The organism is Aquitalea sp. ASV11, from assembly GCF_016429185.1.
Lineage (GTDB): Bacteria > Pseudomonadota > Gammaproteobacteria > Burkholderiales > Chromobacteriaceae > Aquitalea > Aquitalea pelogenes.
Map to the genome: position 1 here is coordinate 25488 of NZ_JAELUD010000001.1, position 25411 is coordinate 50898.

Genomic DNA, 25411 nt, shown 5'->3' on the forward strand with positions numbered 1-25411 from the left:
GTTTATCTGAAGCGCTGATGCACGTTGTTGTGCTTGTAGCTGAGCCTCGCGTCCAGCTCGCTCAGCTCGAATGTCAGCGCCAGATAACGGGCATCAAACAGCGGGGCAAAGTGTTCCTTGATCAGCGCAAACAGGCCCTCGGCGGTGCGCTCGCGTTCTTCAAACGTGCGGCCGTGGCCGATTTTCAGGCTCATGTGGACAAAGGCGTAGTCGGCCTCGCCATCGGCCATGCGCCAGGTGTCCAGCCAGATGGCGCGGCTGCGGATGCCCGCCACCGGATACAGACCGGTGCCAATCAGGTAGGCATGGGCTTTTTCGAACAGGCCGGGCAGGTCGGCCTGCTCGCGGATATTGTCGGTACATTCGACGATGAAATGCGGCATGGAATCCTCCGGAAAAAACTGCCAGCCTGCCGGGGCAGGGCTGGCCGTGCGGGATGACTAATCAGACCGGCAGCACCACGTTGATCTGGCCGGTGCCGGAGCTGCCAAAATAAGGCGTGACCACCTCGGCCTTGCCCTGGTACTCGTCCCAGCCCAGCGCGCCCAGCAGCATGGCGGTGTCGTGCATGAAGCCTTCGCCATGGCACTTTTCCGCATACTCCGGCAGCATGGCGCAGAAGGTTTTCCAGTCGCCGCGCTGCCACATGGCCACCACTTCGTAGTCGAAGGTTTCGAGGAAGGGGCTCCATACCTTGTGCAGGTATTGTTCGGCGACGCCGTTCTGGGCAAAACGGTGCGATAGTGAACCGCTGGCAAGGAAGGCCACTTTGCCGTCGTACTGTTCTTCCACCGCCTGACGCATGGCCATGCCCAGCCGGGCGCTGTCGGCCAGGTTGTGCACCGTGCACATGGCGGACACCGACACCACCTTGAAATGCTGGTCGGCATTCATGTAGCGCATCGGCACCAGCGTGCCGTACTCCAGCGCCAGCGTGGTGGCGTCATGGGCGCGGGTGTGTACCCCGGCCTTGGTGGCGGCATCGGCCAGCAACTGGCCCAGTGCCGGATTGCCCGGATAGGCGTAAGGCAGGTTCTTGATGAAGTGCGGCAGTTCGTTGGAGGTGTAGACCCCTTCAAATGCCGGGGCGCAATTGACGTGGTAGCCGGAGTTCACCAGCCAGTGGGTATCGAACACCACAATGGTGTCCACCCCCAGTTCGCGGCAGCGGCGGCCGATTTCCTTGTGGCCGTCGATGGCGGCCTGACGGCAGCCCTGATGCTGACCGGGCAGTTCGGATAAATACATCGACGGCACATGCGTGATCTTGGCCGCCAGGGCGAGTTGTCCCATTTTGTCTCCTTTGTAGTCGTGAGGACGGTGGGCGAATGATGTGTCACAGCCAACTGGCCGGGCGTTCTGTGACGCCCTGACCATCTGTTGTCTTACTGTTGTCTTAAGAGCTGCTAACAAAATAGCGCAGCGGCTCTGATGCAAGGCGCGCCGACGCAGACAGTACAAGCAGTACGGCTAGGAGGCGCAACGCCACAGCAGGGTTTTTGTTAGTAGCGATAAGTTCACAGGCCCCAGCGCGGGATGTGATGCCCACCCATGGAAATGCACACGTTCTTGATTTCGGCAAACACCTCGAAGCTGTATTCGCCGCCTTCACGCCCGGTGCCGGAGGCTTTCACGCCGCCAAACGGTTGGCGCAGGTCTCGGACGTTCTGGCTGTTGATGAACACCATGCCAGCCTCGATGCCACGCGCCAGACGGTGGGCCTTGCCGATGTCCTGGGTCCAGATATAGGACGCCAGGCCGTATTCCACATCGTTAGCCAGCCGCAGCGCATCGGCCTCGTCGTCAAACGGCATCAGGCACACCACCGGGCCGAAGATTTCTTCCTGGGCAATGCGCATGCGGTTGTCCACATCGGCAAACACCGTGGGCTGGATGAAGTTGCCACGCGCCAGATGGGCAGGCAGACCAGCCGGGCGTTCCAGACCACCAGCTACCAGACGCGCGCCTTCTTCCATGCCGATACGGATATAGCCGGTGACCTTGTCGTAGTGCTGCGGGGTGATCATGGAGCCGACCTGGGTTTTCGGGTCTTGCGGATCGCCAACAATCAGGCGCTTGGCGCGGGCGGCGAATTCCTCGACAAACTTGTCGTACACCGGACGCTGGATGAAGATGCGGCTGCCAGCAGTGCAGCGTTCGCCATTGAGCGAGAAGATGGTGAACAGCGCGGCATCCAGCGCGCGGTCCAGATCAGCATCGGCAAAAATCAGTACTGGCGACTTGCCGCCCAGCTCCATGGAAAATTTCTTCAGGCCGGCATTCTGCATGATGCGCTTGCCGGTGGCAGTGCCGCCGGTAAACGACACCGCGCGCACATCCGGGTGGCGCACCAGCGCATCCCCTGCAGTAGCGCCATAGCCCTGCACCACGTTGAACACGCCAGGCGGCACGCCGGCTTCCAGCGCCAGACGGCCCAGCTCGTTTGCCGTGAGCGGGGACAGTTCGGACATCTTCAGCACTGCAGTATTGCCCAGCGCCAGGCAGGGTGCGGTTTTCCAGGTGGCGGTCATGAAAGGCACGTTCCACGGCGACACCAGACCGCACACGCCCACCGGCTGGTACAGCGTGTAATTGAGCATGCTGTCGTCCACCGGATAGCTGTGGCCGTTCATGCGGGTGCACACTTCGGCGAAGAAGTCGAAGTTGTGCGAGGCACGCGGAATAAGCACGTTCTTGGTCTGGTGAATCGGCAGGCCGGTGTCCAGCGTTTCCAGCTCGGCCAGCATGGGCACGTTCTGGTCGATCAGCTCGCCCAGACGGCGCATGATCCTGGCGCGTTCCTTGGCCGGGGTGCCGGCCCACTTGGGGAAGGCTTCCTTGGCAGCGGCCACGGCGGCGTTGATTTCGTCGGCACCGCCAGAGGCGACTTCGGTAATCACTTCGCCAGTCGCCGGATTGACGGTTTCAAAGACTTCCTTGCTGTCGACCTCGCGGCCGTTGATCCAGTGCTTGATCATCTTGTGTTCTCCTGTGCAGGCGCGCCGTCTGCCGGGCTGCGCCGGGTAATGATTCAGCCGATTATTGACAACCCCCTCTCGCTTTCTGAAAGGAAGCGAGGCGCCCTTCTTCAATTGGCAGGGCAAGGGCGGGGGGATCGGGAATAGATGGAAAGGCTGCGGAATCAATCAGTTCGTTGAAAGGCCCGGCTTTGCCGGGTCCAGTGAAATCTCATCAAATCACTTTGCCAGCAGCCTGTCGGCGTATTGCGCCTCGCTGACAATGTGGTTGACCAGACGGCCCACACCTTCCACCTCGACAACCACTTCATCGCCCGGCAGCACATCGGCCAGCCCTTCCGGCGTGCCGGTGGCGATCATGTCGCCGGGGGACAGGGTCATGAAGCTGCTGAGGTAGGCAATCAGATAAGGAATGTCGAACACCATGTCGCGGGTGTTGCCCTGCTGGCGCAGCTCGCCATTCACCCAGGTGCGCAGGGTGAGGCTGGCCGGGTTGGCCACGTCGTCACGGTCCACCCACCACGGGCCGATCGGAGTGAGGGTGTCGCGGTTTTTCACCCGCAGATTCGGCCGGTAGTAGTTTTCCAGGTAGTCACGCACGGCGTAGTCATTGCACACGCTGTAGCCGGCCACGTAGTCCATCGCCTGTTCGCGGCTGACGTTCTTGGCGGTTTTGCCGATGATCACCACCAGCTCGCACTCGTAATGCATGTACGTGATGTTGTCCGGGCGTACCGATACCTGACGATGGCCGGTGAGGGTGGCGGGCGATTTCAGAAATACCAAGGGCTCGGTGGGAGCCTTGAAGGCCAGTTCGGCGGCGTGGTCGGCATAGTTCAGCCCCAGCGCGAATACCGTGCCTTCTGCTGGCGGCAGCCATTCGACCGCCTCTTCGGCAAAGCGGCGGCCATCAGCCAGTTGTACCGAGTGGTCGTCATTCACCAGAACAGCGTGGATGTCTGCCTCACCGGGCAGGCGGATGCGGGCGTGTTTCATTGGGCGCTCTCCTCGGCGATCAGGCGGTTTTCCAGGCGGCCGATGCCGTCGATTTCCACGGCCACGGTGTCGCCGGGGCGGATTTCCAGCTGGCGCAGCGGGGTGGCGGGGATGATCACATCGCCCGGCTGCAAGGTCATGAACTGGCTGAGGGAGGCAATCAGCTGCGGCACGGAGCGCAACCAGTCGCGGCTGTGATTGGTTTCAGCCAGCTCGCCATTCAGGTAACTGCGGATTTCCATGTTCAGCGGGTCGATGGCAGCGGCATCCATCAGCCACGGGCCCATCGGGCAGAAACCGTCGCGGCACTTGGCCTTGACGGCCGGGCGGTAGAAGCTGGTTTCTTCCAGGCTGATTTCATTCACCACGGTGTAGCCAGCCACGACATCCAGTGCCTGTTCGACTGCTACTTTGCTGGCCACCTTGCCAATCACCACGCCCAGCGCACCGCCGGCAAACACCTTGCCCGCCTGGGTGGGCAGGGCAATGGCGCTGCCGTGACCGGCGTGGGTATTGCGCGGCTTGATGAACAGCACCGGCGTGGCCGGGGCTTTCTGGTAGGGCGGTTGCTGGAAGTCGGCTTCCAGCTGTTCCAGCAGGCTGCGGTGGTTCAGCGCCACGCCATACACGGTGCCACTGGCCGGAGCCAGCCATTGCGGGGAGTCTGCCAGTGGATTGCCGTTGTCCAGCAGCAGCTTGCCATCGGCCAGCGCTGTCACGCGGCGGGCTTGCTGGTTCAGCACGATGCGGCCTTGCTTCATCGGTCTCTTCCTTGTTGTGGTGGTGGACAGCGGGGCTGACCATTTATTTAATATATTAACTTTATACGGGCCTGCTTCCGTCTTTGTCAACGCGCTCTATCTGCTGCAAGCACTGATGCTGCCCACTATGCCATGTGGCATGCCGCATTTTCTAAGGAATTAACTGTACTTTTCATGGAATTTCTGTGAACGCTGGTTTATTCTTTTTCGCTGGAATACTGGCTGGAAATGCCAGAAAGCCAATCAATACAAAGGGCAGGGGCCGGCTGTGGCTTGCAGCTGGAAAATGCTTGCTGTACAAAAGGTGGAAATGAGTCGGCATGTGGCATTTTGCGCACATAACAGGATGGAGTCGCCATGAAGCAGGAAAGCCGTACCCCGATTCCCAATATCGACATCGGCAAGGTGTATGACAGCCGCTATGGCGAGTCGGATATCAATGTGGAAGCCTTTGGCAAGCTGGCGGAGTTTTTTGGCCGCAATATGCCGGTGCACCGGCACGACCGCTTTTTCCAGTTGCATTATCTGGCCAGCGGGCAGATACGGCTCTATCTGGAAGATCAGCACTACGTGGCGCAAGCTCCGCTGTTTTTCTTTACTCCACCCACGGTGCCGCATGCCTTCATCACCGAGGCCGATGCCGACGGCTATGTGCTGACCGTAAGGCAGGAGCTGGCACGCCAGTTATTGCACACCCTGCCGCTGACCCAGCGCGAGGCAGGGCTGATGCAGCCGTTTTGCGTAGAACTGGCCGACGGGACGGCAGCACAGCAGCTGCCCCAACTGCTGGCCTTGCTGGCAGAGGAGTATGGCCATGACGCAGTGGGGCGCGAGGCCGCGCTGCACGGCCTGGTGCAGCTGGTACTGGTGACGGCCTTGCGCCTGAGTGCGCAGGGCGAGCACAGCCGGCAATGCCGCCGCGAGGACTTGCAGGTTTTCCATCGCTTCAATGCCTTGATCGAAGCGCATTTTCGCGAGCACTGGCCGCTGTGGCGTTATGGCGAGGAAATGGGGGTGACCGAGTCGCGGCTGAATGATATTTGCCGGCGCATGGCGGATTTGCCGTCCAAGCGGCTGGTGCATGATCGGCTGTTGCAGGAAGCCAAGCGCTTGTTGATGTATTCCGCCGGGTCGGTAAACGAAATTGCCTATCACCTGGGCTTCAAGGACCCGGCGTATTTTTCCCGCTTCTTCCTGCGTGAAACCGGCAGCAAGCCCAGTGCCTACCGCCAGCAGCATGGAGGGTAGGCAAGACCGGCAGCCTGGCGTGTCTTACTGCAGCAGGCTGCGCTGGCGGGTTTCCGATGGCAGCTCGCAAAACAGCTTGCGGTAGTCGCGGGCAAAATGTCCCAGGTGGTAAAAGCCCCAGTGCCCGGCGGCATCGCGCACGCCAAGCCCGGCATGTTCCGGCGACAGCAGCATGCGCCGCACCGCATTGAGCCGGATGGAGCGCAGGTAATCCACCGGCGTGGTGCCGGCAATCAGCTGGAAGCTGTTTTGCAGGGTGCGTCGGCTGATGCGCAGCTGCTGGCACAGGTCCAGCACGGTCACCGGTTCGTCGCTGCTGGCCAGTACGATGGCCTGGCTGCGCCGCACGATGTCACAGTGGGTGGCATGGGTAAGGTTGATGGCGCGCTCCGGCACACTGCCGTGCAGCAGGTCCAGCAGCAGGCTGATCAGCTGGTGTTGCACCAGCTTCTGGCTGCCGGCAAAGCGCATCAGGTCCGGGTTTTCCACCGCTTCTTCAAACACGCTCAGCAGCAAGTGGCGGGTGTGGGCCAGTTGTTCGGGCGGAATCTGGATTACCGGCTGCCATTGGCGTTTGCTGTTCAGCTGCTGGTAAAACTCCGGTGCCAGTGCTGCCAGGTCTTCATTGCGTACCGACAGCTGGATGGAGTCCACTTCGGCAGGCGCATGCATGATGAATTCTTCATTGCTGCGCAGGGCGGTAATGGCATGACAGCCTACCGCGCGGCCTTGCAGGGTGAGGGGCAGCGGGGCGTGGATGGGAATGGCAAAGTGCACCATGTCGGCTGGCGCGCGGCCATATTGCACCACGCGCTGGTTGAAAGCTTCGCGGAACACTTCCAGATGGCCGGTATTCAGGCGGGACAGCGAGCTGTAAAAGCGCCCGCCGCTGATCTGGTCGTATACCTGTTGCCAGCCGGGCAAGTGCGCGGCATGGCACTGGGCATCATTGAAATGGCGAACCTCAGCCAGCATGGTGGACCTCCTGATGCATTTCTCCGGTGGCAGCCTGTGGCCCGTCACCTTCTGTTTCTGACGCTGTAGATGTCAATCTGGTGTGATGGCGTGTGCTATCGCCCGGCCTCTGCGGGCCATCTTTTCTGTCTGGGCAAGGCAGTGCCATGTCTGCACCGGACGTCCCGTCTTGCCAAGCCAAGTCCAGACTATATTGGGTCATTTGCCGGTGCGCTGCAAAAAATACTTAATATATTATCTATTTGCCTGTCATCCCAGCCTGGCCAGGCCTTTCCCAGCCCTGTCAGACCGTGGTTCTGCCGTGTTGGCTGCTGTTTCTTCATTGCAACAAAGCAGTCCGGGAAGCACCGGTTTTGTGTCTGGCTGCCCAGCCGGGCAGGCCATGCAGGATTTGCCGATTTGGGATAAGCCCGCCAAAAACTGACGCGTATATTGATCTGCAACAAATCGCGTTGCTGCTGTTGCTGCTTGTCAGCGAATGGTGGCGACAAGGCAAATCAGGTGGCCTGCCTGCGGGCAAGGCCGCCCTGCAAGGAGTGGAGAGAAAATGGATCACAATCGGGTGGATGTACTGGAGTCGGTGAATGCCTTCCTGCTGCGCGAGCATGGCTTGCTGCTGGACGGCAAGATGGTGGCCGCCAAGTCCGGCCAACGCAGCGAGGTACGTAATCCGGCTACCGGCCAGGTGATTGCCAGCGTCGCCGATGGCAACGAGCAGGATGTGGATGCGGTGGTGGAAAGCGCACACCGTGCGTTCAGCGCCGGGGTGTGGTCCGGCCTGCGCCCGGCCGATCGCGAGCGCATTCTGCTGAAGCTGGCCGATGTACTGGAAGCGCATGCCGAAGAGCTGGCCCAGCTGGAAACACTGAACCAGGGCAAGTCCATCCATATCTCGCGTGCCATCGAAGTGGGCGCGTCCATCGAGTTTGTCCGCTACATGGCCGGCTGGGCCACCAAGCTGGGTGGCGAAACCATGGATGTGTCGATTCCGGTGCCGCCCGGCACCCGTTACACCGCCTACACCCGCCGCCAGCCTGTGGGGGTGGTGGCCGGCATCGTGCCGTGGAATTTCCCCTTGATGATTGCCATCTGGAAGATGGTGCCAGCCCTGGCCGCCGGTTGTACGGTCGTTCTCAAGCCTTCCACCGAAACTCCGCTCACCGCGCTGCGTCTGGGTGAGCTGGCACTGGAAGCCGGCATTCCGCCCGGCGTGGTGAATGTGCTGACTGGCCGTGGCTCCCGTGCCGGGCAGGCGCTGGCCGGTCACCCGCTGGTGAGCAAGGTGTCGTTTACCGGTTCTACCGAAATCGGCAAGACCATCGGCCATACCGCCATCGACAATATGACCCGCTTTTCGCTGGAGCTGGGCGGCAAGAACCCGATGATCATGCTGGGTGATGTGGATGTGGACAAGGCCATCCAGGGCGCGCTGATGGGAGGCTTTCTCAATCAAGGCCAGGTCTGTGCCGCCGCTTCCCGCCTGTATATCCAGCGCAGCAAGTTCAACCAGATTGTCGAAGGCCTGGCCGCTGCCGCCAACAGCATGACGCTGGGTTGCGGCATGGACCTGAACGCCCAGGTCAACCCGCTGGTGTCCGCCCGTCAGCAACAGTCGGTGTGCCGGCTGATCGACACCGCTCGCAGCGAAGGCGCCAGCATTCTGGCCGGCGGCGGCGCGGCTGATTTGCCCGGCTATTTCGTCAAACCCACCATCATTGTCAACGCCGCCCAGCACAGCACCATCGTGCGCGAGGAAGCATTCGGCCCGGTGCTGGTGGCGCTGCCCTTCGACCATCCCGACGAGGCCATCGCCATGGCCAACGACTCGCGCTATGGCCTGGCCGCCAGCTTGTGGACCAACGACCTGTCCGCCGCCATGAACCTGGTGCCGCGCATCGACGCCGGTACGGTGTGGGTCAACAGCCATATCCCGCTCGACCCCAGCCTGCCGTTTGGCGGCTTCAAGCAATCCGGCATCGGCCGCGAGTTTGGTCGCGGTGCGGTGGAAAACTTTACCGAGACCAAGTCGGTCTGCATCGCGCACTGAGCGGCAAGAAAAATTCCGGTCCCGTGCATTCCTGCCTGCTTGTCCGCCATGTGATGGCCGGCAGGGTGTAAGGCGAAGCGGAAAGCCACCTCAGGTTTTGTTGGCCGCCATCGGCCGCACATATGTCTGCAAAGGAGTAACCCATGTCTTACGACAAGTCCCGTTTCTGGCACCCCATGCTGCACCCCAATGAAATGAAGCAGCGCCAGCCCATCCGCATCGTACGTGGTGATGGCTGTCATGTATTCGACGATCAGGGCCGCAAGCTGGTGGATGGCGTGGCCGGTTTGTGGAACGTCAACGTTGGCCACAACCGTCCGGAAATCAAGCAGGCCATCGTGGAGCAATTGGACGAGCTGGAATACTTCCAGCTGTTTGACGGCATCTCGCACCCGCGTGCCGAAGAATTGTCCGCCACCCTCATCGACATGCTGAAGCAGGAAGATATGGCGCGGGTCAGCTTCAGTTCCGGCGGGTCTGACGCGGTGGAAACCGCGCTCAAGCTGGCCCGTCAGTACTGGCGTGTCAGCGGTCAGCCGGACCGTACCAAGTTCATCTCGCTCAAGCAGGGTTACCATGGCGTGCATTTCGGCGGCGCTTCGGTCAATGGCAATACCGTGTTCCGTCGCAGCTACGAGCCGCTGTTGCCAGGCTGCTTCCATGTGGAAACACCGTGGCTGTACCGCAACCCGTTTACCGAAGATCCGGAAGAGCTGGCGCAAATCTGTGCGCAGATGCTGGAGCGGGAAATCCTGTTCCAGAGCCCGGACACCGTGGCCGCCTTCATTGCCGAACCCATCCAGGGGGCCGGTGGCGTCATCGTACCGCCCGCCAGCTACTGGCCGCTGATCCGCGCCGTGTGCGACAAGTACGGCGTGCTGCTGATTGCCGATGAAATCGTCACCGGCTTTGGCCGTTCCGGCTCCATGTTCGGCAGCCGCCTGTGGGGCGTGAAGCCGGACATCATGTGCCTGGCCAAGGGCATTTCCTCCGGCTATGTACCGCTGGGTGCCACCGTGGTGAACCAGCGCGTGGCCGATGCCTTTGCCAAGAACCAGGATTTCGGCGGCGTCATCATGCACGGCTACACCTATGCCGGTCACCCGGTAGCCTGCGCGGCAGCCATTGCCAACCTCAAGATCGTGCGCGAGGAGAACCTGCCGGCCCAGGCCGCCGCCCAGGGCGAATACCTGCTGGCCAAGCTCAAGCCGTTTGCCGACAAATACGCCTCCGTCGGCGAGGTGCGTGGCAAGGGGCTGATGATTGCGCTGGATCTGGTGCAGGACAAACAGACCCGCGAGCCGATCGATCCACTGGGCGGTTACGCCAACCGCGTTGCCGAGATTGCGCGCGAAAACGGCGTGCTGGTGCGCCCGGTGGGCACCAAGATCATCCTGTCGCCGCCGCTGGTCATCGGCCAGGCTGAATGCGATGCCATCGTGGCAGCGCTGGCCGCCGGTTTCGAGGCTGTCTGAACCATGTGACGGGAGGGAGCGGGCCAGGCGCCTGCTTCCGACCATTGCCAGGACAACACCATGACTCATCTGCTTGCTGACGCACCGGTGGCAAAGCCGTTGCAACGCTGTCTGGAAGTACTGCAGGATGTATTGCCGCACAGCGCCACTGCTTTTTACCGGGTGGACCGGCAGCAGCAGCCGCATGATTTTGTCTTGCGTCACATGCCGCAAGAGGTGCATCAGCGCTATGTTGCGCGTTACATGGGGCACGACCCGTTGCATCCGGCCAGGCTGGCCCGCCAGCCGCTGGATGTGGTGACGCTGGGCCGCGCCTTGCCAGACGAACTACGTGCCACATCGCGCTATGCACCGTTTCTGGCCAGCAACCGGCTGGTGGATGTGGCGGAAATCCTGCTGCGGCGGCAGGGGCGTGTGGTTGCCGCTTTCTCCCTGTTGCGGCAAGGGCGGATGCCCGGTTTTGGCGACGACGAGCTGCGTGTGCTGCATGGCTTGCATGGCCTGCTGGACATGGCGCTGGACAGCACGCTGAGCCAGCCTTGCCCGGACCCCGCCATCGTGCTGACCGAGCGTGAGCAGGCAGTGGCCATGCTGTTGTCTACCGGTGCCTGCAACAAGACCATTGCCCGCGAGCTGAACATGGGGCTCGCCACGGTCAAAACTCATTTATTGCACCTGTTTCGCAAGTTTGATGTGAGTAGTCGTACCGCGCTGGCGCATGCGCTGTTTGTCCGGCAACAAGCCGAACAGCAGTTGCGGCAGTGACGGTTTCGTCCGGGACAGCCATAAAAACAAGCGCGCCCGGTTATCAGCATGATGGGGAAGGTGTACTGATGCGCCACAGACAGGTAGCAAGCCTGCTGCAGTGCCTCCCTGCCATGGTTAGCGAGTCTTCAGGAGGAAAACAGCATGTCAATAGAGAAGAAACTGACCCAGCACCTGCAGCAAGGGGTGGTTGGTTTCCCGGTGGCACTGGCCAGTTCGGTCGGTGTGGTGATGGCCAGTCCGGTCATTCTTACCGTCACTAGCGGTTTTGGCATGGCGGGTAGCACGTTTGCCCTGGCCATGCTGATTGCCTTCATCATGATGCAGGCGCAAGCCACCACCTTTGCCGAGGCGGCCTCGATGATGCCGACTTCCGGTGCCGTCTACGACTACATATCCTGCGGGTTGGGACGCTTCTGGGCGATTACCGGCACCATTTCCGCGTATCTGCTGGTGCATGTGTTTGCCGGTACGGCGGAAACCATCCTGTCCGGCATCATGGCGCTGGTGAACTTTGAACACCTCAACACCATGATGGAACACAGCGGTACTTCCTGGATGGTGGGGGTGGGGCTGGTGGTGCTGTTCGGCATTCTCAATGCCCTGGGGGTTACCATTTTCGGCAAGGCGGAAATCGTGCTCACCTTCGTGATGTGGGCCACGCTCACCGTGTTCGGCATCATTGGCCTGATCAAGGCACCGGCGGTTTCGCTGCAAGGCTGGTTTGGCAGCCCGCTGGACCTGTCTGATGCCAGCGGCGTGCTCAGCCTGATTGGCATGGCCATGTTTATGTTTGTCGGTTTCGAACTGGTGACGCCGTTGGCACCGGAGCTGAAAAACGCGGACCGTAACATTCCGCGTGCCGCCAAGCTGGGCCTGACCGGCGTTGCCGTCACCATGGCCATCTACGGTGCGGCCATGGTGCATCAGGTAGCCAATGTGGCGATGGACCCGAAAGCGCCTGCCGGCCCGCATTTGCTGGATACGCCGATGGCCATTCCGGCGTTTGCCGATCAGGTGATGGGGCCGTTCGGCAAGATCTGGCTGGGTATCGGCCTGCTGTTTGCCGGTGCGGCCACCATCAACACCCTGATTGCCGCGCTGCCGCGCATTCTGTATGGCATGGCGGTGGATGGTGCATTGCCCAAGGCCTTTACCTATCTGCACCCGCGTTTCAAAACACCGCTGGTGGGCATTCTGGTGGCGGTGATCATCCCCTGTGTCCATGCCTGGATCATCCAGGGGGATCTGGATCGCATCATGCCGCTGGTGCTGGCGGCGGTGTGTGCCTGGGGGGTGGCTTATCTGCTGGTGAATCTGGCCATTGTCCGTCTGCGCTTCACCCGGCCGGATTTCCCGCGTGCCTACCGCTCGCCGTGGTTTCCGCTGCCGCAGATCATCTCCTCGGTGGGCATCCTGCTTGCCATCTGGTACATCACTCCTCCGGGCATGCATCCGCGGGACATCTATCTGCCTTTTGGCATCATGCTGGGGCTGACTGCGCTGTATGCACTGGTGTGGACCGTGTTTGTCCAGAAGGTGAACCCCTTCCGTGCCGTGGCCATTGAAGACATTCTGGCCGAGGAGTTCGGCAAGGTGGGCGGTCATGCTTCGCTGATTGATGAGGAGCTCAAGCGTGTTGCCTCTGGCGCTTGAGCGGCTGTGGCAGCCACGCCTGCCACGGGCTTACCGGCCGGGGGCAACCCTGGCCAGGCTGGCGCAGGACCTGAACGGGCTGGAAGTGGTCGGTGCGGAAGAGGGCTGTCCGGCATACCGCTTGCCTGCTGCGGACTGGTTTTTCCGGGTGGAGGAGCGGGTGGAAAGCCAGTTCCTGCTGCATACCGTCAGCTGCTGCTTTGTACTGGCACTGCCTGGTACTGCGCCATCCAGTCCGTCCCGGCTGCAACTGCAACACCGCGGCAACTGGCAGCGCAGCGGTTTTGCCTGTCTGCGCCGCGAGGGTGCTGGCGCAGAGCTGGCGGGCCTGATGGTCTTGTTGCAGCAGGACCGCGACTTGCACACCGCGCTGATGCCGCTGGATTTCAAGCGTTGTGAACTGATTGCGGATGAGCAGGGCTGGCGGCTGGAAGTCGAGCATTTTGCCGCCAGTGAAGTGGTGGGCAGCTTCCCGCCTTTTCGCCGCTATATCCGCCTGTTGACCACACAAAAGCTGGCGCTGCTGGCCGTGATGGCGGCGGTGCGGCGAGTGGTGGGCTGCGCGGGCTGATTTTCACGCGGTAAAACAATACACAACAGGCCCCGGCATTACACCGGGGCCTGTTGCTTTCAGTCGCTGGTTTCAGCGGTCAGCTTCGGTCAGCAGCGGCTTGTCTTCGGTCAGCGCCACGGGGGCTGGCAGTTGTTCCAGTTCGTTCAGCAGTCTGATCAGCAGTTCCAGCTTTTCCTCGCCAAAATGCGCTTCTATCTGCCGGTAGCAGGCATTGGACAGTGGCGCGACCTCGCGCGTCAGCTGGCGGCCTTCCCTGGACAAGGACACGATCAGGCGGCGGCTATCCACCTTGTCACGGCTGCGATGAATCAGGCCGGCCTTTTCCATGCGCACCAGAATGCCGGTGAGGCTGGGGGACAGGATGCAGGCCAGGTCGGCAATCACCCCGGCTTCCATTTCGCCGCGGTCATCCAGCAGGCGCAGAATGCGCCATTGCTGTTCGGTCAGGCCCACACTGTTGAGCAAGGGACGAAAGTAAGCCATCACGGCTTCACGGGCGCGCAGCAAGTGCTGCGGCAGACGGTGCTGGTGTTGTGCGCTGGAAGTTGGCATGCGATTCAGGATGGCGGATCAATGTGATTAATATCTTAACATTCTGCGCGCCCCTTCCCAAGTCGCCATCTGCCATTTGCCCGGAACAATGTGCGTCACATGCAGACGCGGCTCCTCCATCTGGTGGATGGGGGAAGATGGCTGGTCTGCCTACACTGTGGCTTCCCGTTCTTATTTCAGGAAGGAAAGCAGATGGCAGCACAAGCCAAAACCGTGGTGATTACCGGTGCCGGCAGTGGCATAGGCGCAGCCTGCGCCGCATTGCTGGCAGCCGACGGCGTGCAGCTGGTATTGATTGGCCGTCGTGCCGCGCCCGTGCAGCAGCTGGCCGCGCAATACGGTGCGCTGGCACTGGCGGGCGATGCAGCGGACAGCACGCTTTGGCCGGACTGGCTGGCGCATATCCGTCAACGCTTTGGTGCCATTGACGGCTTGCTGTGTTGTGCCGGTGGTCTGGGCATGGGCAGTGCGCTGGATACGGACGATGCCACGTGGCAGGCGGCGATGCGTGCCAATCTGGATACCGCTTTTGTTGCCGCACGGGCATGCCTGCCGGATTTGATGGCCAGCCGGGGTGCCATGGTGTTGCTGGCTTCGATAGCCTCACTGGCCGCCGGGCCGGAGGTGTGCGGCTATACCACCGCCAAGCATGCGCTGATTGGCCTCACCCGTTCGCTGGCGCGTGATTACGGCCCGCACGGGGTGAGGGTGAATGCGGTGTGTCCCGGCTGGGTGAAAACGCCGATGGCGGATGATGAAATGCAGCCGTTGATGCAACAGTATGGCGACAGCCTGGATGAGGCCTATGCCCGGGTGACGGCGGATGTTCCCTTGCGCCGGGCTGCCGCACCGGAGGAAATCGCCAGCATCTGTCGCTTCCTGCTGTCGGAGCAGGCCAGCATCATCACTGGCGCGGCCATTGTGGCTGATGGCGGCTCCAGCATTGTCGATGTGCCTACCCTGGCTTTCAACGCACTGTCCTGAGCGCGGTTTCAATTGGATTCAATGAACAACACCGCCTACATGGCGGTGTTGTCGTTTGCGGCACTACCAATCATTTCAGTGCTGCGCCGCCGTGCTCTCCGGCAAGGTGGCACCGCCGTCCACGATGATGGTCTGCCCGGTGATGTAGGCTGCGGCATCCGAGGCGAGAAACAGCATGGCGGCGGCAATATCTCCCGGCTCGCCCAGTCGTCCCAGTGGAATGTTGCGGGCGATGGCGGCATTCAGCTTGTCATCGCCCAGATTATCCATGGCCGGGGTGCGGATCATGCCCGGTTCCACGCCGTTGACGGTGATGCCATCGGCCGCCAGTTCCAGCGCGGCAGCGCGGATGAAGCCATTGACCCCTGCCTTGGAAGCGGCATAGTGTGCCAGCCCCGGATAGGCAACCCGCGGGCCGGTTACCGAGGAAGTCACCAGCATGCGCCCGCCACCTTGCGCGCGCATGGCGGGCAGGGCGGCCTGACTCAGCCAGAACAGCGCCTGCAGATTCACCGCCAGAGTCCGTTGCAGCAGGGGCGGGGTGATGTCGGCAAACGCAGTGAGCGGGAAATAGGCCGCGTTGTGGATCAGCACATCCAGCCGGCCATATTCTGCCAGCACCTGCGCCACCAGTGTGGTGGCCTGTTCCGGCTCGGCCAGATCGCACTGGCAGGCGCTGGCCTTCAAGCCCTGCGCCCGCAAGCTGGCGGACATGGACTGGGCCGTTTCTCCCTGCATATCCGCCACCACCACGGTAGCCGCGTGGCGGGCAAACAGCTGGCTGATGGCGGCACCTATGCCTTGTGCGCCTCCGGTCACCAAGACCACTTTGCCGGCAAAATCGAAGTTCAGCATGGCTGTGCTCCGGCTTACAGTGCGTGGCTGGTGTGGTTGAGAATCTGCGTGATGGCACCCACCGGGAAGTTGGACAGCGCGCTAAAGTCGTTGCCCTGGTAGCCGAAGATCTTGCCATCGGTTTTCAGCTGTTGCAGGTCGATCAGCACCACGCCCAGCGTGGGGACAATCTTTTCCCGCCACACAAACAGATAAAGCTGCTCTGCCAGCTTGAAGTAATGACAGCGGTCCACATCGGCCAGGCCTTGCTCCACCCCTTGCAGGCACTGCCAGGTATAGAAGTGGCTATTCAGATAGATGTGTTCGTAGCATTCGGTGGGGCTGTAGCGGTACTGGTTGCGCAGGCCGATCAACTCGTCGGTGCTGTGGTGCAGCGTGCTGTGTGCTGTCACCGGCTGGTCGATGCAGCCATGGGAAAAGCGGCAGTCCACGGCGGTCAGTGCCTCACCGGCCAATACCCGGCTGAAGGCCGAACGGGCGACATCTTCCGCCTGCGGCAGCACCCCGGCCACGGCAGTGAACAGGCCATGTGCCAGATCCAGTACCAGGCTGAGTGAATGCCCGTGCTGCCCTTCCGGCAGGAAATCCAGCAACACGATATCGGGGCGCAGGCTGCTGGCGCGGTAGCGGCCCTGGCCGCTGAATCCTGCTGCCTCTCCGTCGGCCAATGCCGTCAGCTGGCAGTCTGCGGCATTCACTTGCAAGCGGGCACCGCTGCCATCGGCAAAATGCAGTTGCAACTGACGGCCCTGCAGCAGCGGGCTGAAAGGCAGGATGTGGCTGTCGGGGGCAAAACCGTCAGCCAGATCGCCGACCGGAATGAAAACGGGTTGATTGCTCATGCTGCGCTCCTGATGGTGTTGGGTGTGGGCGCAGTGTGCAATGGGCTTGGGCAGGCGACCATCCACCGAATGGTGGAGCCATGCATGCAAACAGGGCGCTGTCCCGGCAGGAGAGCGCCCTGTAATGCTTATCCCGTCAGTAAACCAAACCTGAGGAAATGTGCGATGAAAGCCGCGGAATCAGGCGTCCGGCACGTTCATCGAGTTGATGCTGAAGCCGGCGTCCACATAGGTGATTTCGCCGGTGATGCCGGAGGACAGGTCCGACAGCAGGAAGGCAGCGGTGTTGCCCACTTCTTCGGTGGTCACATTGCGGCGCAGACAGGATTGGCCGGCAGCAATGGACAGCAGCTTGGAGAAGCCGGAAATGCCGGCAGCAGCCAGGGTCTTGATCGGACCGGCGGACAGACCGTTCACCCGGATGCCGTCCTTGCCCAGGCTGGCAGCCATGAAGCGTACCGATGCTTCCAGGCTGGCCTTGGCCAGACCCATCACATTGTAGTTGGGGATGGCACGTACCGCGCCCAGGTAGGACAGGGTCAGCAGGGCGCCGTTACGGCCTTGCATCATCGGGCGGGCAGCCTTGGCCAGTGCCGGGAAGCTGTAGGACGACACATCGTGAGCAGTCTGGAATGCTTCACGGCTCAGTGCGTCCAGGAAGTCGCCTTCCAGCGATTCGCGCGGGGCGAAGGCAATGGCGTGTACCAAGCCATCCAGGCCATCCCACTGTTTGCCCAGGTCAACAAACAGCTGGTTGATTTCATCATCGCTTTGTACATCGCAGCGGAACACCAGTTCGCTGCCAAAATCCTTGGCCATTTCACGTACACGATCTTCCAGCTTGTCCACCACATAGGTGAATGCCAGCTCGGCGCCTTCGCGGTGGCAGGCTTGAGCGATGCCGTAAGCGATGGAGCGGTTGGAAATCATGCCGGTAATCAGAATTTTTTTGCCTTGCAGAAAGCCCATTTGGAGTCCTTCTTGGTAGAAACAGGGGGGCATTATACCCAAGCCTGCGCTACGCTGTCGTGGGGATTGTCCTACAGCCTGCCTTCATGACACGGGCAGGTGCTCGGAAAAAGGTTTATATCGTGGTAACAAGCGGTAAATCGGAATCAGACTGCATTCCGTCACCATGCTGAAACAGGCTATTCTAGCCACGATGAATCTTAAAATCCTGTCACTGCGGCAGCTGATGCACGGCACCGGCCTGTCCGGACAGGGATAAAAGCCACAATGATAAGCTAGTCATGATCAATTCGTAAGCCGTACAACAAGATGAAACACTTACATTGCTTGGGGGTGATGCTGCTGCTGTGGGCGTGCAGCAGCATGGCTGCGCCGTCTCAGGCGCTGGGCTATGTGCCGAAATATGCGGCAGGCTTTACACATTTTGACTACGTCAATCCGTCTGCGCCCAAGGGCGGGCGGCTGGTTTTGCCGGCACAAGGCAGTTTTGACACGCTCAACCCCTTCTCGCTCAAGGGCGACAAGGCCGATGGGATAGAAGCCCTGACGCTGGATACCCTGGGGGTGAACAGCGAGGACGAACCGTACACTTGCTACGGTTTGCTGGCTGACGACATGCAGCTGGCAGCCGACAAGCTGTCCGTGCGTTTTCATCTGAATGCACAGGCGCGTTTTGCCAACGGCCAGCCGGTGCAGGCCGCCGATGTGGTGGCTTCCTTCAATACCCTCACCCGCGACCCGGCCGCCACGCCGCAGTACCGGCTGTACTGGGCGGATGTGAAGCAAGCACTGGCGCTGGATGCCAATACGGTGCGTTTTGATTTCAAGCGCAAGAATTCCGAACTGCACATGATTCTGTGCCAGCTGCCGGTGTTTTCCCGGCAGTGGATTCCTGCCGGCAAGACGCTGGCCGACATGGTGCTGGTGCCGCCCGTCGGTTCCGGCCCCTATGTACTGAGCCAATACCAACTGGGCAAGAACATCCGTTTTCAGCGCAATCCGCACTATTGGGCGGCCAATTTGCCGGTACGGCGCGGCATGTTCAATTTTGACGAAGTCGGCTACCGCTATTACCAGGACGAAACCGTCCGGCTGGAAGCCTTCAAGGCCGGCGAGTTTGATGTTTCGGCCGAAAACATGGCCAAGCAGTGGGCGCGTGGCTATATCGGCCCCAAGTTCGACGATGGCCGCATCGTCAAGAAAGTGCTGCCGCATCAGCGCTCTGCCGGCATGCAGGGCTTTGTCTTCAATCTGCGGCGGCCACAGTTTGCCGACAAACGCCTGCGCCAGGCCATCAGTCTGGCCTTTGACTTCGAATGGGCCAATCGCAACCTGTTTTATGGCCAGTACCGCCGCAGCAACAGCTTTTTCACCAATAGCGAACTGGCTGCCAGCGGCCTGCCGGGGCCGGATGAGCTGAAGCTGCTGGAGCCGCTGCGCGAAAAGCTGGACCCGGTGGTATTCGGCCTGCCGGTGGAACCTCCCTTCACTGACGGACGTTATGGCATCCGCCGCAATCTGCGCGAGGCGCGTCAGTTGCTGTTCGAGGCAGGCTGGCGCTATGAGGGCGGCAAGCTGGTGGATCACATGGGCCGCCCGCTGCGCATCGAATTTCTGACCTATTCCAAGGTATACGACCGGGTGGCCAGCGGCTGGCAGCAGAACCTGGCCAAGCTGGGCATCACCCTGACCGTGCGGGTGGTGGACCCGGCCATCTACCAGCGGCGGCTGAATGATTTTGACTACGACATGACGGTGGTGGTGTACGGCGCCAGCAACAGCCCGGGCAACGAACAGCTGGACTTCCACAGCTGCCAGGCGGCACAGACACCCGGCTCGCAAAACTGGGCCGGGCTGTGCGACCCGGCAGTGGAGGCCTTGCTGCCGCAATTCCAGCACTTTGCCAGCCGGCAGCAGCTGCTTGCCGCCAGCCATGCACTGGACCGCGTGCTGCGTGCCGGCTATTACCTGGTGCCCAACTGGAATCTGCCGTATCACCGCATGGCCTGGTGGAACCGCTTTGGCCAACCGGCCAGGCTGCCGCTGTATTACAGCCCCATCACCTGGGCCATCGAAACCTGGTGGGAGAAAAAATAAGCATGTGGCGCTATATCCTGAAACGGCTGTTGCTGATGATTCCCACGCTGGTTGGCGTGCTGGCGCTCACCTTTGCCATCATCCAGTTTGTGCCGGGCGGTCCGGTAGAGCAGATGGTGCAGCAACTGAGCCATGGTGGCGTGGCCGGCGAAACCACGGCCACCAGCGGCGTGTTCAAGAGCCGTGGCGGCTTGCAGCCGGAAGAGTTGCAGGCACTGCAAAAGCTGTATGGCTTTGATCAGCCGCCCTTGCAGCGTTTCGGCCACATGCTGGCCGGTTTTGCCCGTTTCGATCTGGGCGAGAGTTTTTTCCATCACCAGTCGGTGGCGCAGCTGATTCTGTCCAAGCTGCCGGTGTCGATGAGCATCGGCCTGTGGACCTTCTTCATCACCTATCTGCTGTGCATTCCGCTGGGCATTGCCAAGGCGGTGCGTGACGGCAGCCTGTTCGATCTGGCCAGCAGCACGGTAATTTTGCTGGGTTATGCCATTCCGGGCTTCGTGCTGGGGGTGGCCCTGCTGGTACTGTTTGGCGGTGGCAGCTTCTGGCAGCTGTTTCCGCTGCGCGGGCTGGTGAGCGACAACTGGGGCAGCCTGAGCCTTATCGACAAGGTGCTGGATTATCTGTGGCACATCGTGTTGCCGGTGACGGCCTCGGTGGTGGGGAATCTGGCGGTGATGACCATGCTCACCAAGAATGTGTTTCTGGAGGAAATCCGCCGTCAGTATGTGTACACCGCCCGCGCCAAGGGCTTGTCCGAGCGGGCCATCCTGTACCGCCATGTGTTCCGCAATGCGCTGATTCCGCTGATTACCGGCTTCCCGGCCGCTTTCATCGGGGCTTTTTTCACTGGCAGCCTGCTGATTGAAACCCTGTTTTCCCTGGACGGACTGGGTCTGCTGTCCTACGAGTCCGTGATGCGGCGCGATTACCCGGTGGTGATGGGCAGCCTGTATGTGTTCACCCTGCTGGGGCTGGTGGCCAAGCTGCTGTCCGACCTCAGCTACGTGCTGGTGGACCCGCGGGTCAGTTTTGACGGAGGGGAGCGATGAGCCACGCACCCAGCCTGACACCGACCCAGCGTGCCTGGCGGCGCTTTTGCCAGCACAAGCGCGGCTTTTACAGCCTGTGGCTGTTCTTGCTGTTTTTTGTCCTGTCGCTGGGGGCGGAGCTGCTGTCCAACGACCGGCCGCTGGTGGTGCGTTATCACGATCAGCTGTATTTCCCGGTGCTGTTCGATTATCAGGAAACCGCCTTTGGTGGCGATTTCGATACCGCTACCGATTATCTGGACCCCTTCATCCAGGACCAGTTTGCCCGGCCGGGCAATTTCGCCATTTATGCGCCCAACCCCTACAGCTACAACACGGTGAATTACTTTGCCGACAATCCCAATCCGGCCGCACCGTCCAACGACAATGTGCTGGGTACGGATGACCGCGGGCGTGATGTGCTGGCACGGCTGATCTACGGTTTCAGGGTGTCGGTGCTGTTTGCGCTGGCGCTTACCGTGTCCGGCACCCTGCTGGGGGTATTGTTTGGCGCGCTGCAAGGCTTTTTCGGTGGCAAGTTCGACCTGCTGCTGCAGCGTGTGCTGGAAATCTGGGGCAGCTTGCCCGAGCTGTATTTGCTGATCATCCTGGCGTCCTTGTTCAACCCCAGTCTGTGGTTGCTGTTGCTGTTGCTCACGCTGTTTGGCTGGATGGGCCTGGCCGATTACGTGCGGGCAGAATTCCTGCGCAACCGGCAGATGGACTACGTGCTGGCCGCGCGTGCCAGCGGGCTGAACAGCTGGCAGATCATGTGGCGGCACGTGCTGCCCAACAGCCTTACACCGGTGCTGGCCTTCCTGCCATTCCGGGTGAGCGGGGCGATTCTGGCGCTCACCAGCCTGGATTTTCTCGGCCTTGGCGTGCCATCGTCCACGCCCAGCCTGGGCGAGCTGCTGGCACAGGGCAAGGATAATCTGGATGCCTGGTGGATTGCGCTGCCTACCTTTGTGGTGCTGACCGTCACCCTCTTATTGCTGATTTTCATAGGCGAAGGCCTGCGTGCCGCGCTGGATACCCGGAAAGGCTGAGATGGAAACCCTGTTGACAGTTGCCGCGCTCAATGCCCACTTTGGCCGGCAGCAAGTATTGTCCTCGGTCGGTTTCAGTGTGGCCGCTGGCGAAAAAGTGGCGCTGGTGGGCGAATCCGGCTCCGGCAAGACCGTCACCGCCCAGGCACTGTTGCAGCTGAACCCTGATGTGCGGCTTGCAGGCTCCATCCGCCTGGCCGGAGAAGAACTGCTGGGCGTGGGCGAGAAGCGCCTGCGGCAGATCCGTGGCCGCGACATCGCCATGATTTTTCAGGAACCCATGCATGCGCTCAACCCGCTGTTCACCATTGGCCGGCAAATTGGCGAAACCCTGACCCTGCATCTGGGACTGAATGCCCGTGAAGCGCGGGCCGAGGCCATTCGCCTGTTGCTGCGTACCGGCATTGCCGATGCGGTGGATAAGATCGACAGCTACCCCTTCCAGCTGTCCGGCGGTCAGCGTCAGCGCGCGATGATTGCCATGGCGCTGGCTTGCCAGCCCAGGTTACTGATTGCCGATGAACCCACCACCGCGCTGGATGTGACGGTGCAGGCGCAAATCCTGCAATTGCTGGATGAATTGCAGCAGGAGATGGGCATGGCGGTGCTGTTCATCACCCACGACCTCAATCTGGTTCGGCGCTTTGCCGACAAGGTCATCGTGATGCGTGGCGGGCTGGTGGTGGAAAGCGGCAAGGTGGCGCAGGTGTTCAGCCATCCGGCCCATCCTTACACCGCCGAGCTGCTGGCCAGCCGCCCCGACAAGCTGGAGGACGATGCCGCGCCCGCAGCTGATACCCGGCCCCGGCTGCAAGCCAGCGCCATCAAGGTGAGCTATCCGGTGGCCGGTGGCTGGTTGCGCAAGCGTAATCGCGTCGTATTGCAGGATGTTTCGCTGCAGGTACCGCCGGGGCAGACACTGGGCATCGTCGGTGAGTCCGGCTCCGGCAAGACATCGTTGGGCCTTGCCCTGCTGCGCCTGCTGCCCTGCGAGGGGGAAATCCGGCTGGATGATCTGGCATTGCATGCCTTGCATGGCGGCAAACTGCGCCGTGCCCGCAAGGATTTCCAGGTGGTGTTCCAGGACCCGTTTTCCTCGCTGTCGCCACGCATGACGGTGGGGCAGATTGTGGCCGAGGGCCTGGCCTTGCATCAGCCGGGCTTAAGTGCCGCGCAGATTCGCCAGCAGGTGGTGGCCACCCTGTCCGAGGTTGGCCTGCATCACGAAATGATGGAACGCTATCCGCACGAATTTTCCGGCGGCCAGCGCCAGCGCATTGCCATTGCCCGCGCGCTGATCCTCAAACCGCGACTGATCCTGCTGGACGAACCCACCAGCGCACTGGATGCCACCTTGCAAAAGCAGGTGCTGCAACTGTTGCGCAGCCTGCAGCGCAAGTACGGCCTGAGCTATCTGTTCATCAGTCACGACCTGGCGGTCATCCGTGCCATCGCCCATCAGGTGCTGGTGTTGCAGGCGGGCAAGGTGGTGGAGCAGGGGCCGACCGCCCGGGTATTTGCCAGCCCCGAGCAGCCCTATACCCGCCAATTGCTGGCGGCAGCCTTGCCGACGACTTGAAAATGGCGGGGTTCGCTCCCATTGTCAGTTGACCAGCCGAATTCTTGCATGCATTTCCTGATGTGCCGCACGCTGCGCCCGGCCGGGCGACAGTGGGCGGATTCTGCCGCTGCCGCCACCAGACGGCGGTTGCTCCACGCTCAGTCAATTGTTACCATCAACGGCTATCGATACTGCAAACCACCCCGAATACTAGAGGAAGCCATGAGCGATCTTATCCTGCACGTAACCGACGACTCCTTTGAACAAGACGTCCTGAAGGCCGATGTGCCGGTTCTGGTCGACTACTGGGCTGAATGGTGCGGTCCTTGCAAGATGATCGCCCCCATCCTGGACGAAGTGGCCAAGGAATACGCCGGTCGCCTGAAAGTGGCCAAGCTGAACATCGACCAGAACGAACTGACCCCGCCGAAATTCGGCATCCGCGGCATCCCGACCCTGATGATCTTCAAGGACGGCCAGGTTGCCGCCACCAAGGTTGGTGCACTGGCCAAGAGCCAGCTGGCCGCCTTCATTGACAGTCACATCTAAAGCGTCTATCCTCAGCTGAATTTCTTCAAACAGGCGGCACATCAGTCGCCTGTCTCTTGTCTGCACCCACACCTCACAAACAGCGTTCTGCTCAATCTTTACGAGTCGACCAACGGCCGCTATGCATTTATCTGACCTCAAACACCTTCATGTATCCCAGCTCGTGGAAATGGCTATTTCCAACGAGATCGAGGGCGCGAACCGCCTGCGCAAACAAGACCTCATCTTTGCGCTTCTGAAAAACCAGGCCAAAAAAGGCGAAAGCATCTTCGGCGAGGGCACACTGGAAGTGCTGCCGGACGGCTTCGGATTCTTGCGCAGCCCGGATACCTCGTATCTGGCCGGCCCGGATGACATCTACGTCAGCCCGTCGCAGATCCGCCGTTTCAATCTGCATACCGGTGACTCGATCGAAGGCGAAATCCGTACCCCCAAGGACGGCGAGCGCTATTTTGCACTGGTGAAGGTGGACAAGGTCAACGGCGAGCCGCCGGAGAACTCCAAGCACAAGATCCTGTTTGAAAACCTCACGCCGCTGTTCCCGACCGAGCAGTTCAAGCTCGAGCGCGACATCCGTAGCGAGGAAAACATCACCAGCCGCATCATCGATCTGATTGCCCCCATTGGCAAAGGTCAGCGTGCCTTGTTGGTGGCGCCGCCCAAGTCCGGTAAAACGGTCATGCTGCAACACATCGCGCACGCCATCACCACCAACCACCCGGAAGCGGTGATGATTGTGCTGCTGATCGACGAGCGTCCGGAAGAAGTGACCGAAATGCAGCGTTCGGTGAAGGGCGAGGTTGTATCCTCCACCTTCGACGAGCCGGCCACCCGCCACGTGCAAGTGGCTGAAATGGTGATTGAAAAAGCCAAGCGTCTGGTCGAGCACAAGAAGGATGTCGTCATTCTGCTGGACTCCATCACCCGTCTGGCGCGTGCCTACAACACCGTGGTACCGGCTTCGGGCAAGGTGCTGACCGGTGGTGTGGATGCCAACGCCCTGCAGCGCCCCAAGCGCTTCTTCGGTGCCGCGCGTAATGTGGAAGAGGGCGGCAGCCTGACCATCATCGCCACCGCGCTGATCGATACCGGCAGCCGCATGGACGATGTGATCTACGAAGAATTCAAGGGTACCGGCAACTGCGAAATCCATCTGGATCGTCGCATGGCGGAAAAACGCATATTCCCGGCACTGAACATCAATCGCTCCGGTACCCGTCGCGAAGAGCTGCTGGTGCCGCAAGACCAGTTGCAACGCATCTGGGTACTGCGCAAGCTGCTGTACCCGATGGATGACATCGAGGCGATGGAATTCCTGCAGGACAAGATCAAGGCCACCAAGTCCAATCTGGCCTTCTTCGATTCCATGCGTCGTTAAGCCTGACGCGGTTTTCCCGCCTGGGAAATGATGAATGAACCCGACGCCGGACCTGAGCAGGTCTGGCGT

At 61.1% G+C, this 25411-nt stretch carries 23 protein-coding genes; 13 read left to right on the top strand and 10 right to left on the bottom strand.

The window, feature by feature from the left end; translation table 11 throughout:
* Window positions 1-2: 2 nt before the first annotated feature.
* The 5 genes from JHD62_RS00110 to JHD62_RS00130 all read right to left on the bottom strand — a co-directional run bounded on the left by JHD62_RS00110 (window position 3) and on the right by JHD62_RS00130 (window position 4735).
* Window positions 3-383, bottom strand: a complete 381-nt coding sequence (locus JHD62_RS00110) for a 5-carboxymethyl-2-hydroxymuconate Delta-isomerase (RefSeq protein WP_199101272.1) — start codon at window positions 381-383, stop codon at window positions 3-5.
* A gap of 61 nt (window positions 384-444) precedes the next feature.
* On the bottom strand, window positions 445-1293 hold the full coding sequence (hpaD, locus tag JHD62_RS00115; protein ID WP_199101273.1) for a 3,4-dihydroxyphenylacetate 2,3-dioxygenase: 849 nt from the start codon (window positions 1291-1293) through the stop codon (window positions 445-447).
* Between the two features lie 224 nt (window positions 1294-1517).
* A complete protein-coding gene (gene hpaE, locus JHD62_RS00120) occupies window positions 1518-2978 on the bottom strand; it encodes a 5-carboxymethyl-2-hydroxymuconate semialdehyde dehydrogenase (RefSeq protein ID WP_199101274.1) in 1461 nt (486 codons plus the stop codon).
* A 219-nt stretch (window positions 2979-3197) separates the two neighbouring features.
* Entirely contained in the window at window positions 3198-3974 is a 777-nt protein-coding gene (locus JHD62_RS00125) for a fumarylacetoacetate hydrolase family protein (RefSeq protein ID WP_199101275.1), read from the bottom strand.
* On the bottom strand, window positions 3971-4735 hold the full coding sequence (locus JHD62_RS00130) for a fumarylacetoacetate hydrolase family protein (protein WP_199101276.1): 765 nt from the start codon (window positions 4733-4735) through the stop codon (window positions 3971-3973). The genes JHD62_RS00125 and JHD62_RS00130 overlap by 4 nt, the downstream gene beginning before the upstream one ends.
* Before the next feature lie 357 nt (window positions 4736-5092).
* On the opposite strand from JHD62_RS00130, the gene hpaA reads away from it, so the two are divergent.
* The gene (gene hpaA / locus JHD62_RS00135; protein WP_199101277.1) at window positions 5093-5983 is read left to right on the top strand and encodes a 4-hydroxyphenylacetate catabolism regulatory protein HpaA; all 891 of its coding nucleotides are present in this window, start codon (window positions 5093-5095) and stop codon (window positions 5981-5983) included.
* Between the two features lie 24 nt (window positions 5984-6007).
* Here the strand turns inward: hpaA and JHD62_RS00140 are convergent, their stop codons facing one another.
* Complete coding sequence (locus tag JHD62_RS00140) at window positions 6008-6958, bottom strand: helix-turn-helix domain-containing protein (RefSeq protein WP_052694064.1); 951 nt, start codon at window positions 6956-6958, stop codon at window positions 6008-6010.
* A gap of 547 nt (window positions 6959-7505) precedes the next feature.
* On the opposite strand from JHD62_RS00140, the gene JHD62_RS00145 reads away from it, so the two are divergent.
* The 5 genes from JHD62_RS00145 to JHD62_RS00165 all read left to right on the top strand — a co-directional run bounded on the left by JHD62_RS00145 (window position 7506) and on the right by JHD62_RS00165 (window position 13472).
* Window positions 7506-9005, top strand: a complete 1500-nt coding sequence (locus tag JHD62_RS00145; RefSeq protein ID WP_199101278.1) for an aldehyde dehydrogenase family protein — start codon at window positions 7506-7508, stop codon at window positions 9003-9005.
* A gap of 143 nt (window positions 9006-9148) precedes the next feature.
* Window positions 9149-10480: an aspartate aminotransferase family protein gene (locus JHD62_RS00150; protein ID WP_199101279.1), complete on the top strand. Its 1332-nt coding sequence runs from the start codon at window positions 9149-9151 to the stop codon at window positions 10478-10480.
* A 60-nt stretch (window positions 10481-10540) separates the two neighbouring features.
* Entirely contained in the window at window positions 10541-11245 is a 705-nt protein-coding gene (locus tag JHD62_RS00155) for a LuxR C-terminal-related transcriptional regulator (RefSeq protein WP_199101280.1), read from the top strand.
* 144 nt (window positions 11246-11389) lie between these two features.
* Complete coding sequence (locus JHD62_RS00160) at window positions 11390-12901, top strand: APC family permease (protein WP_199101281.1); 1512 nt, start codon at window positions 11390-11392, stop codon at window positions 12899-12901.
* Window positions 12882-13472, top strand: a complete 591-nt coding sequence (locus JHD62_RS00165) for a DUF3156 family protein (protein ID WP_199101282.1) — start codon at window positions 12882-12884, stop codon at window positions 13470-13472. Before JHD62_RS00160 ends, JHD62_RS00165 begins: the two co-directional genes overlap by 20 nt.
* A 72-nt stretch (window positions 13473-13544) precedes the next feature.
* Here JHD62_RS00165 and hpaR read toward each other — a convergent pair whose 3' ends face one another.
* On the bottom strand, window positions 13545-14027 hold the full coding sequence (gene hpaR, locus JHD62_RS00170) for a homoprotocatechuate degradation operon regulator HpaR (RefSeq protein ID WP_199101283.1): 483 nt from the start codon (window positions 14025-14027) through the stop codon (window positions 13545-13547).
* Between the two features lie 192 nt (window positions 14028-14219).
* Between hpaR and JHD62_RS00175 the strand changes: the two genes are divergently transcribed.
* A complete protein-coding gene (locus JHD62_RS00175; RefSeq protein ID WP_199101284.1) occupies window positions 14220-15011 on the top strand; it encodes an SDR family NAD(P)-dependent oxidoreductase in 792 nt (263 codons plus the stop codon).
* Between the two features lie 75 nt (window positions 15012-15086).
* Here JHD62_RS00175 and JHD62_RS00180 read toward each other — a convergent pair whose 3' ends face one another.
* The 3 genes from JHD62_RS00180 to fabI form a co-directional block, all read right to left on the bottom strand.
* A complete protein-coding gene (locus JHD62_RS00180) occupies window positions 15087-15866 on the bottom strand; it encodes an SDR family oxidoreductase (protein ID WP_199101285.1) in 780 nt (259 codons plus the stop codon).
* Window positions 15867-15880: 14 nt separating this feature from the next.
* Window positions 15881-16708, bottom strand: coding sequence for a MoaF C-terminal domain-containing protein (locus JHD62_RS00185; protein WP_199101286.1), 828 nt, complete (start codon window positions 16706-16708; stop codon window positions 15881-15883).
* A 180-nt stretch (window positions 16709-16888) separates the two neighbouring features.
* Complete coding sequence (fabI, locus tag JHD62_RS00190) at window positions 16889-17677, bottom strand: enoyl-ACP reductase FabI (protein WP_045847060.1); 789 nt, start codon at window positions 17675-17677, stop codon at window positions 16889-16891.
* A gap of 309 nt (window positions 17678-17986) precedes the next feature.
* Between fabI and JHD62_RS00195 the strand changes: the two genes are divergently transcribed.
* The 6 genes from JHD62_RS00195 to rho all read left to right on the top strand — a co-directional run bounded on the left by JHD62_RS00195 (window position 17987) and on the right by rho (window position 25342).
* Window positions 17987-19774, top strand: a complete 1788-nt coding sequence (locus JHD62_RS00195) for an extracellular solute-binding protein (protein ID WP_199101287.1) — start codon at window positions 17987-17989, stop codon at window positions 19772-19774.
* Between the two features lie 2 nt (window positions 19775-19776).
* Window positions 19777-20826 (top strand): microcin C ABC transporter permease YejB, encoded by a 1050-nt coding sequence (locus JHD62_RS00200; RefSeq protein WP_199101288.1) that lies wholly within the window; start codon window positions 19777-19779, stop codon window positions 20824-20826.
* The gene (locus tag JHD62_RS00205; protein WP_045847063.1) at window positions 20823-21854 is read left to right on the top strand and encodes an ABC transporter permease; all 1032 of its coding nucleotides are present in this window, start codon (window positions 20823-20825) and stop codon (window positions 21852-21854) included. The genes JHD62_RS00200 and JHD62_RS00205 overlap by 4 nt, the downstream gene beginning before the upstream one ends.
* Window position 21855: 1 nt before the next feature.
* On the top strand, window positions 21856-23433 hold the full coding sequence (locus tag JHD62_RS00210; protein WP_199101289.1) for an ABC transporter ATP-binding protein: 1578 nt from the start codon (window positions 21856-21858) through the stop codon (window positions 23431-23433).
* A 204-nt stretch (window positions 23434-23637) separates the two neighbouring features.
* Window positions 23638-23964 carry a thioredoxin TrxA gene (gene trxA, locus JHD62_RS00215; RefSeq protein WP_045847065.1) on the top strand — a complete coding sequence of 109 codons (327 nt, stop codon included), beginning with the start codon at window positions 23638-23640 and terminating at the stop codon, window positions 23962-23964.
* A gap of 121 nt (window positions 23965-24085) precedes the next feature.
* Window positions 24086-25342 carry a transcription termination factor Rho gene (gene rho, locus JHD62_RS00220; RefSeq protein WP_110313219.1) on the top strand — a complete coding sequence of 419 codons (1257 nt, stop codon included), beginning with the start codon at window positions 24086-24088 and terminating at the stop codon, window positions 25340-25342.
* The last annotated feature ends 69 nt before the right edge of the window (window positions 25343-25411 follow it).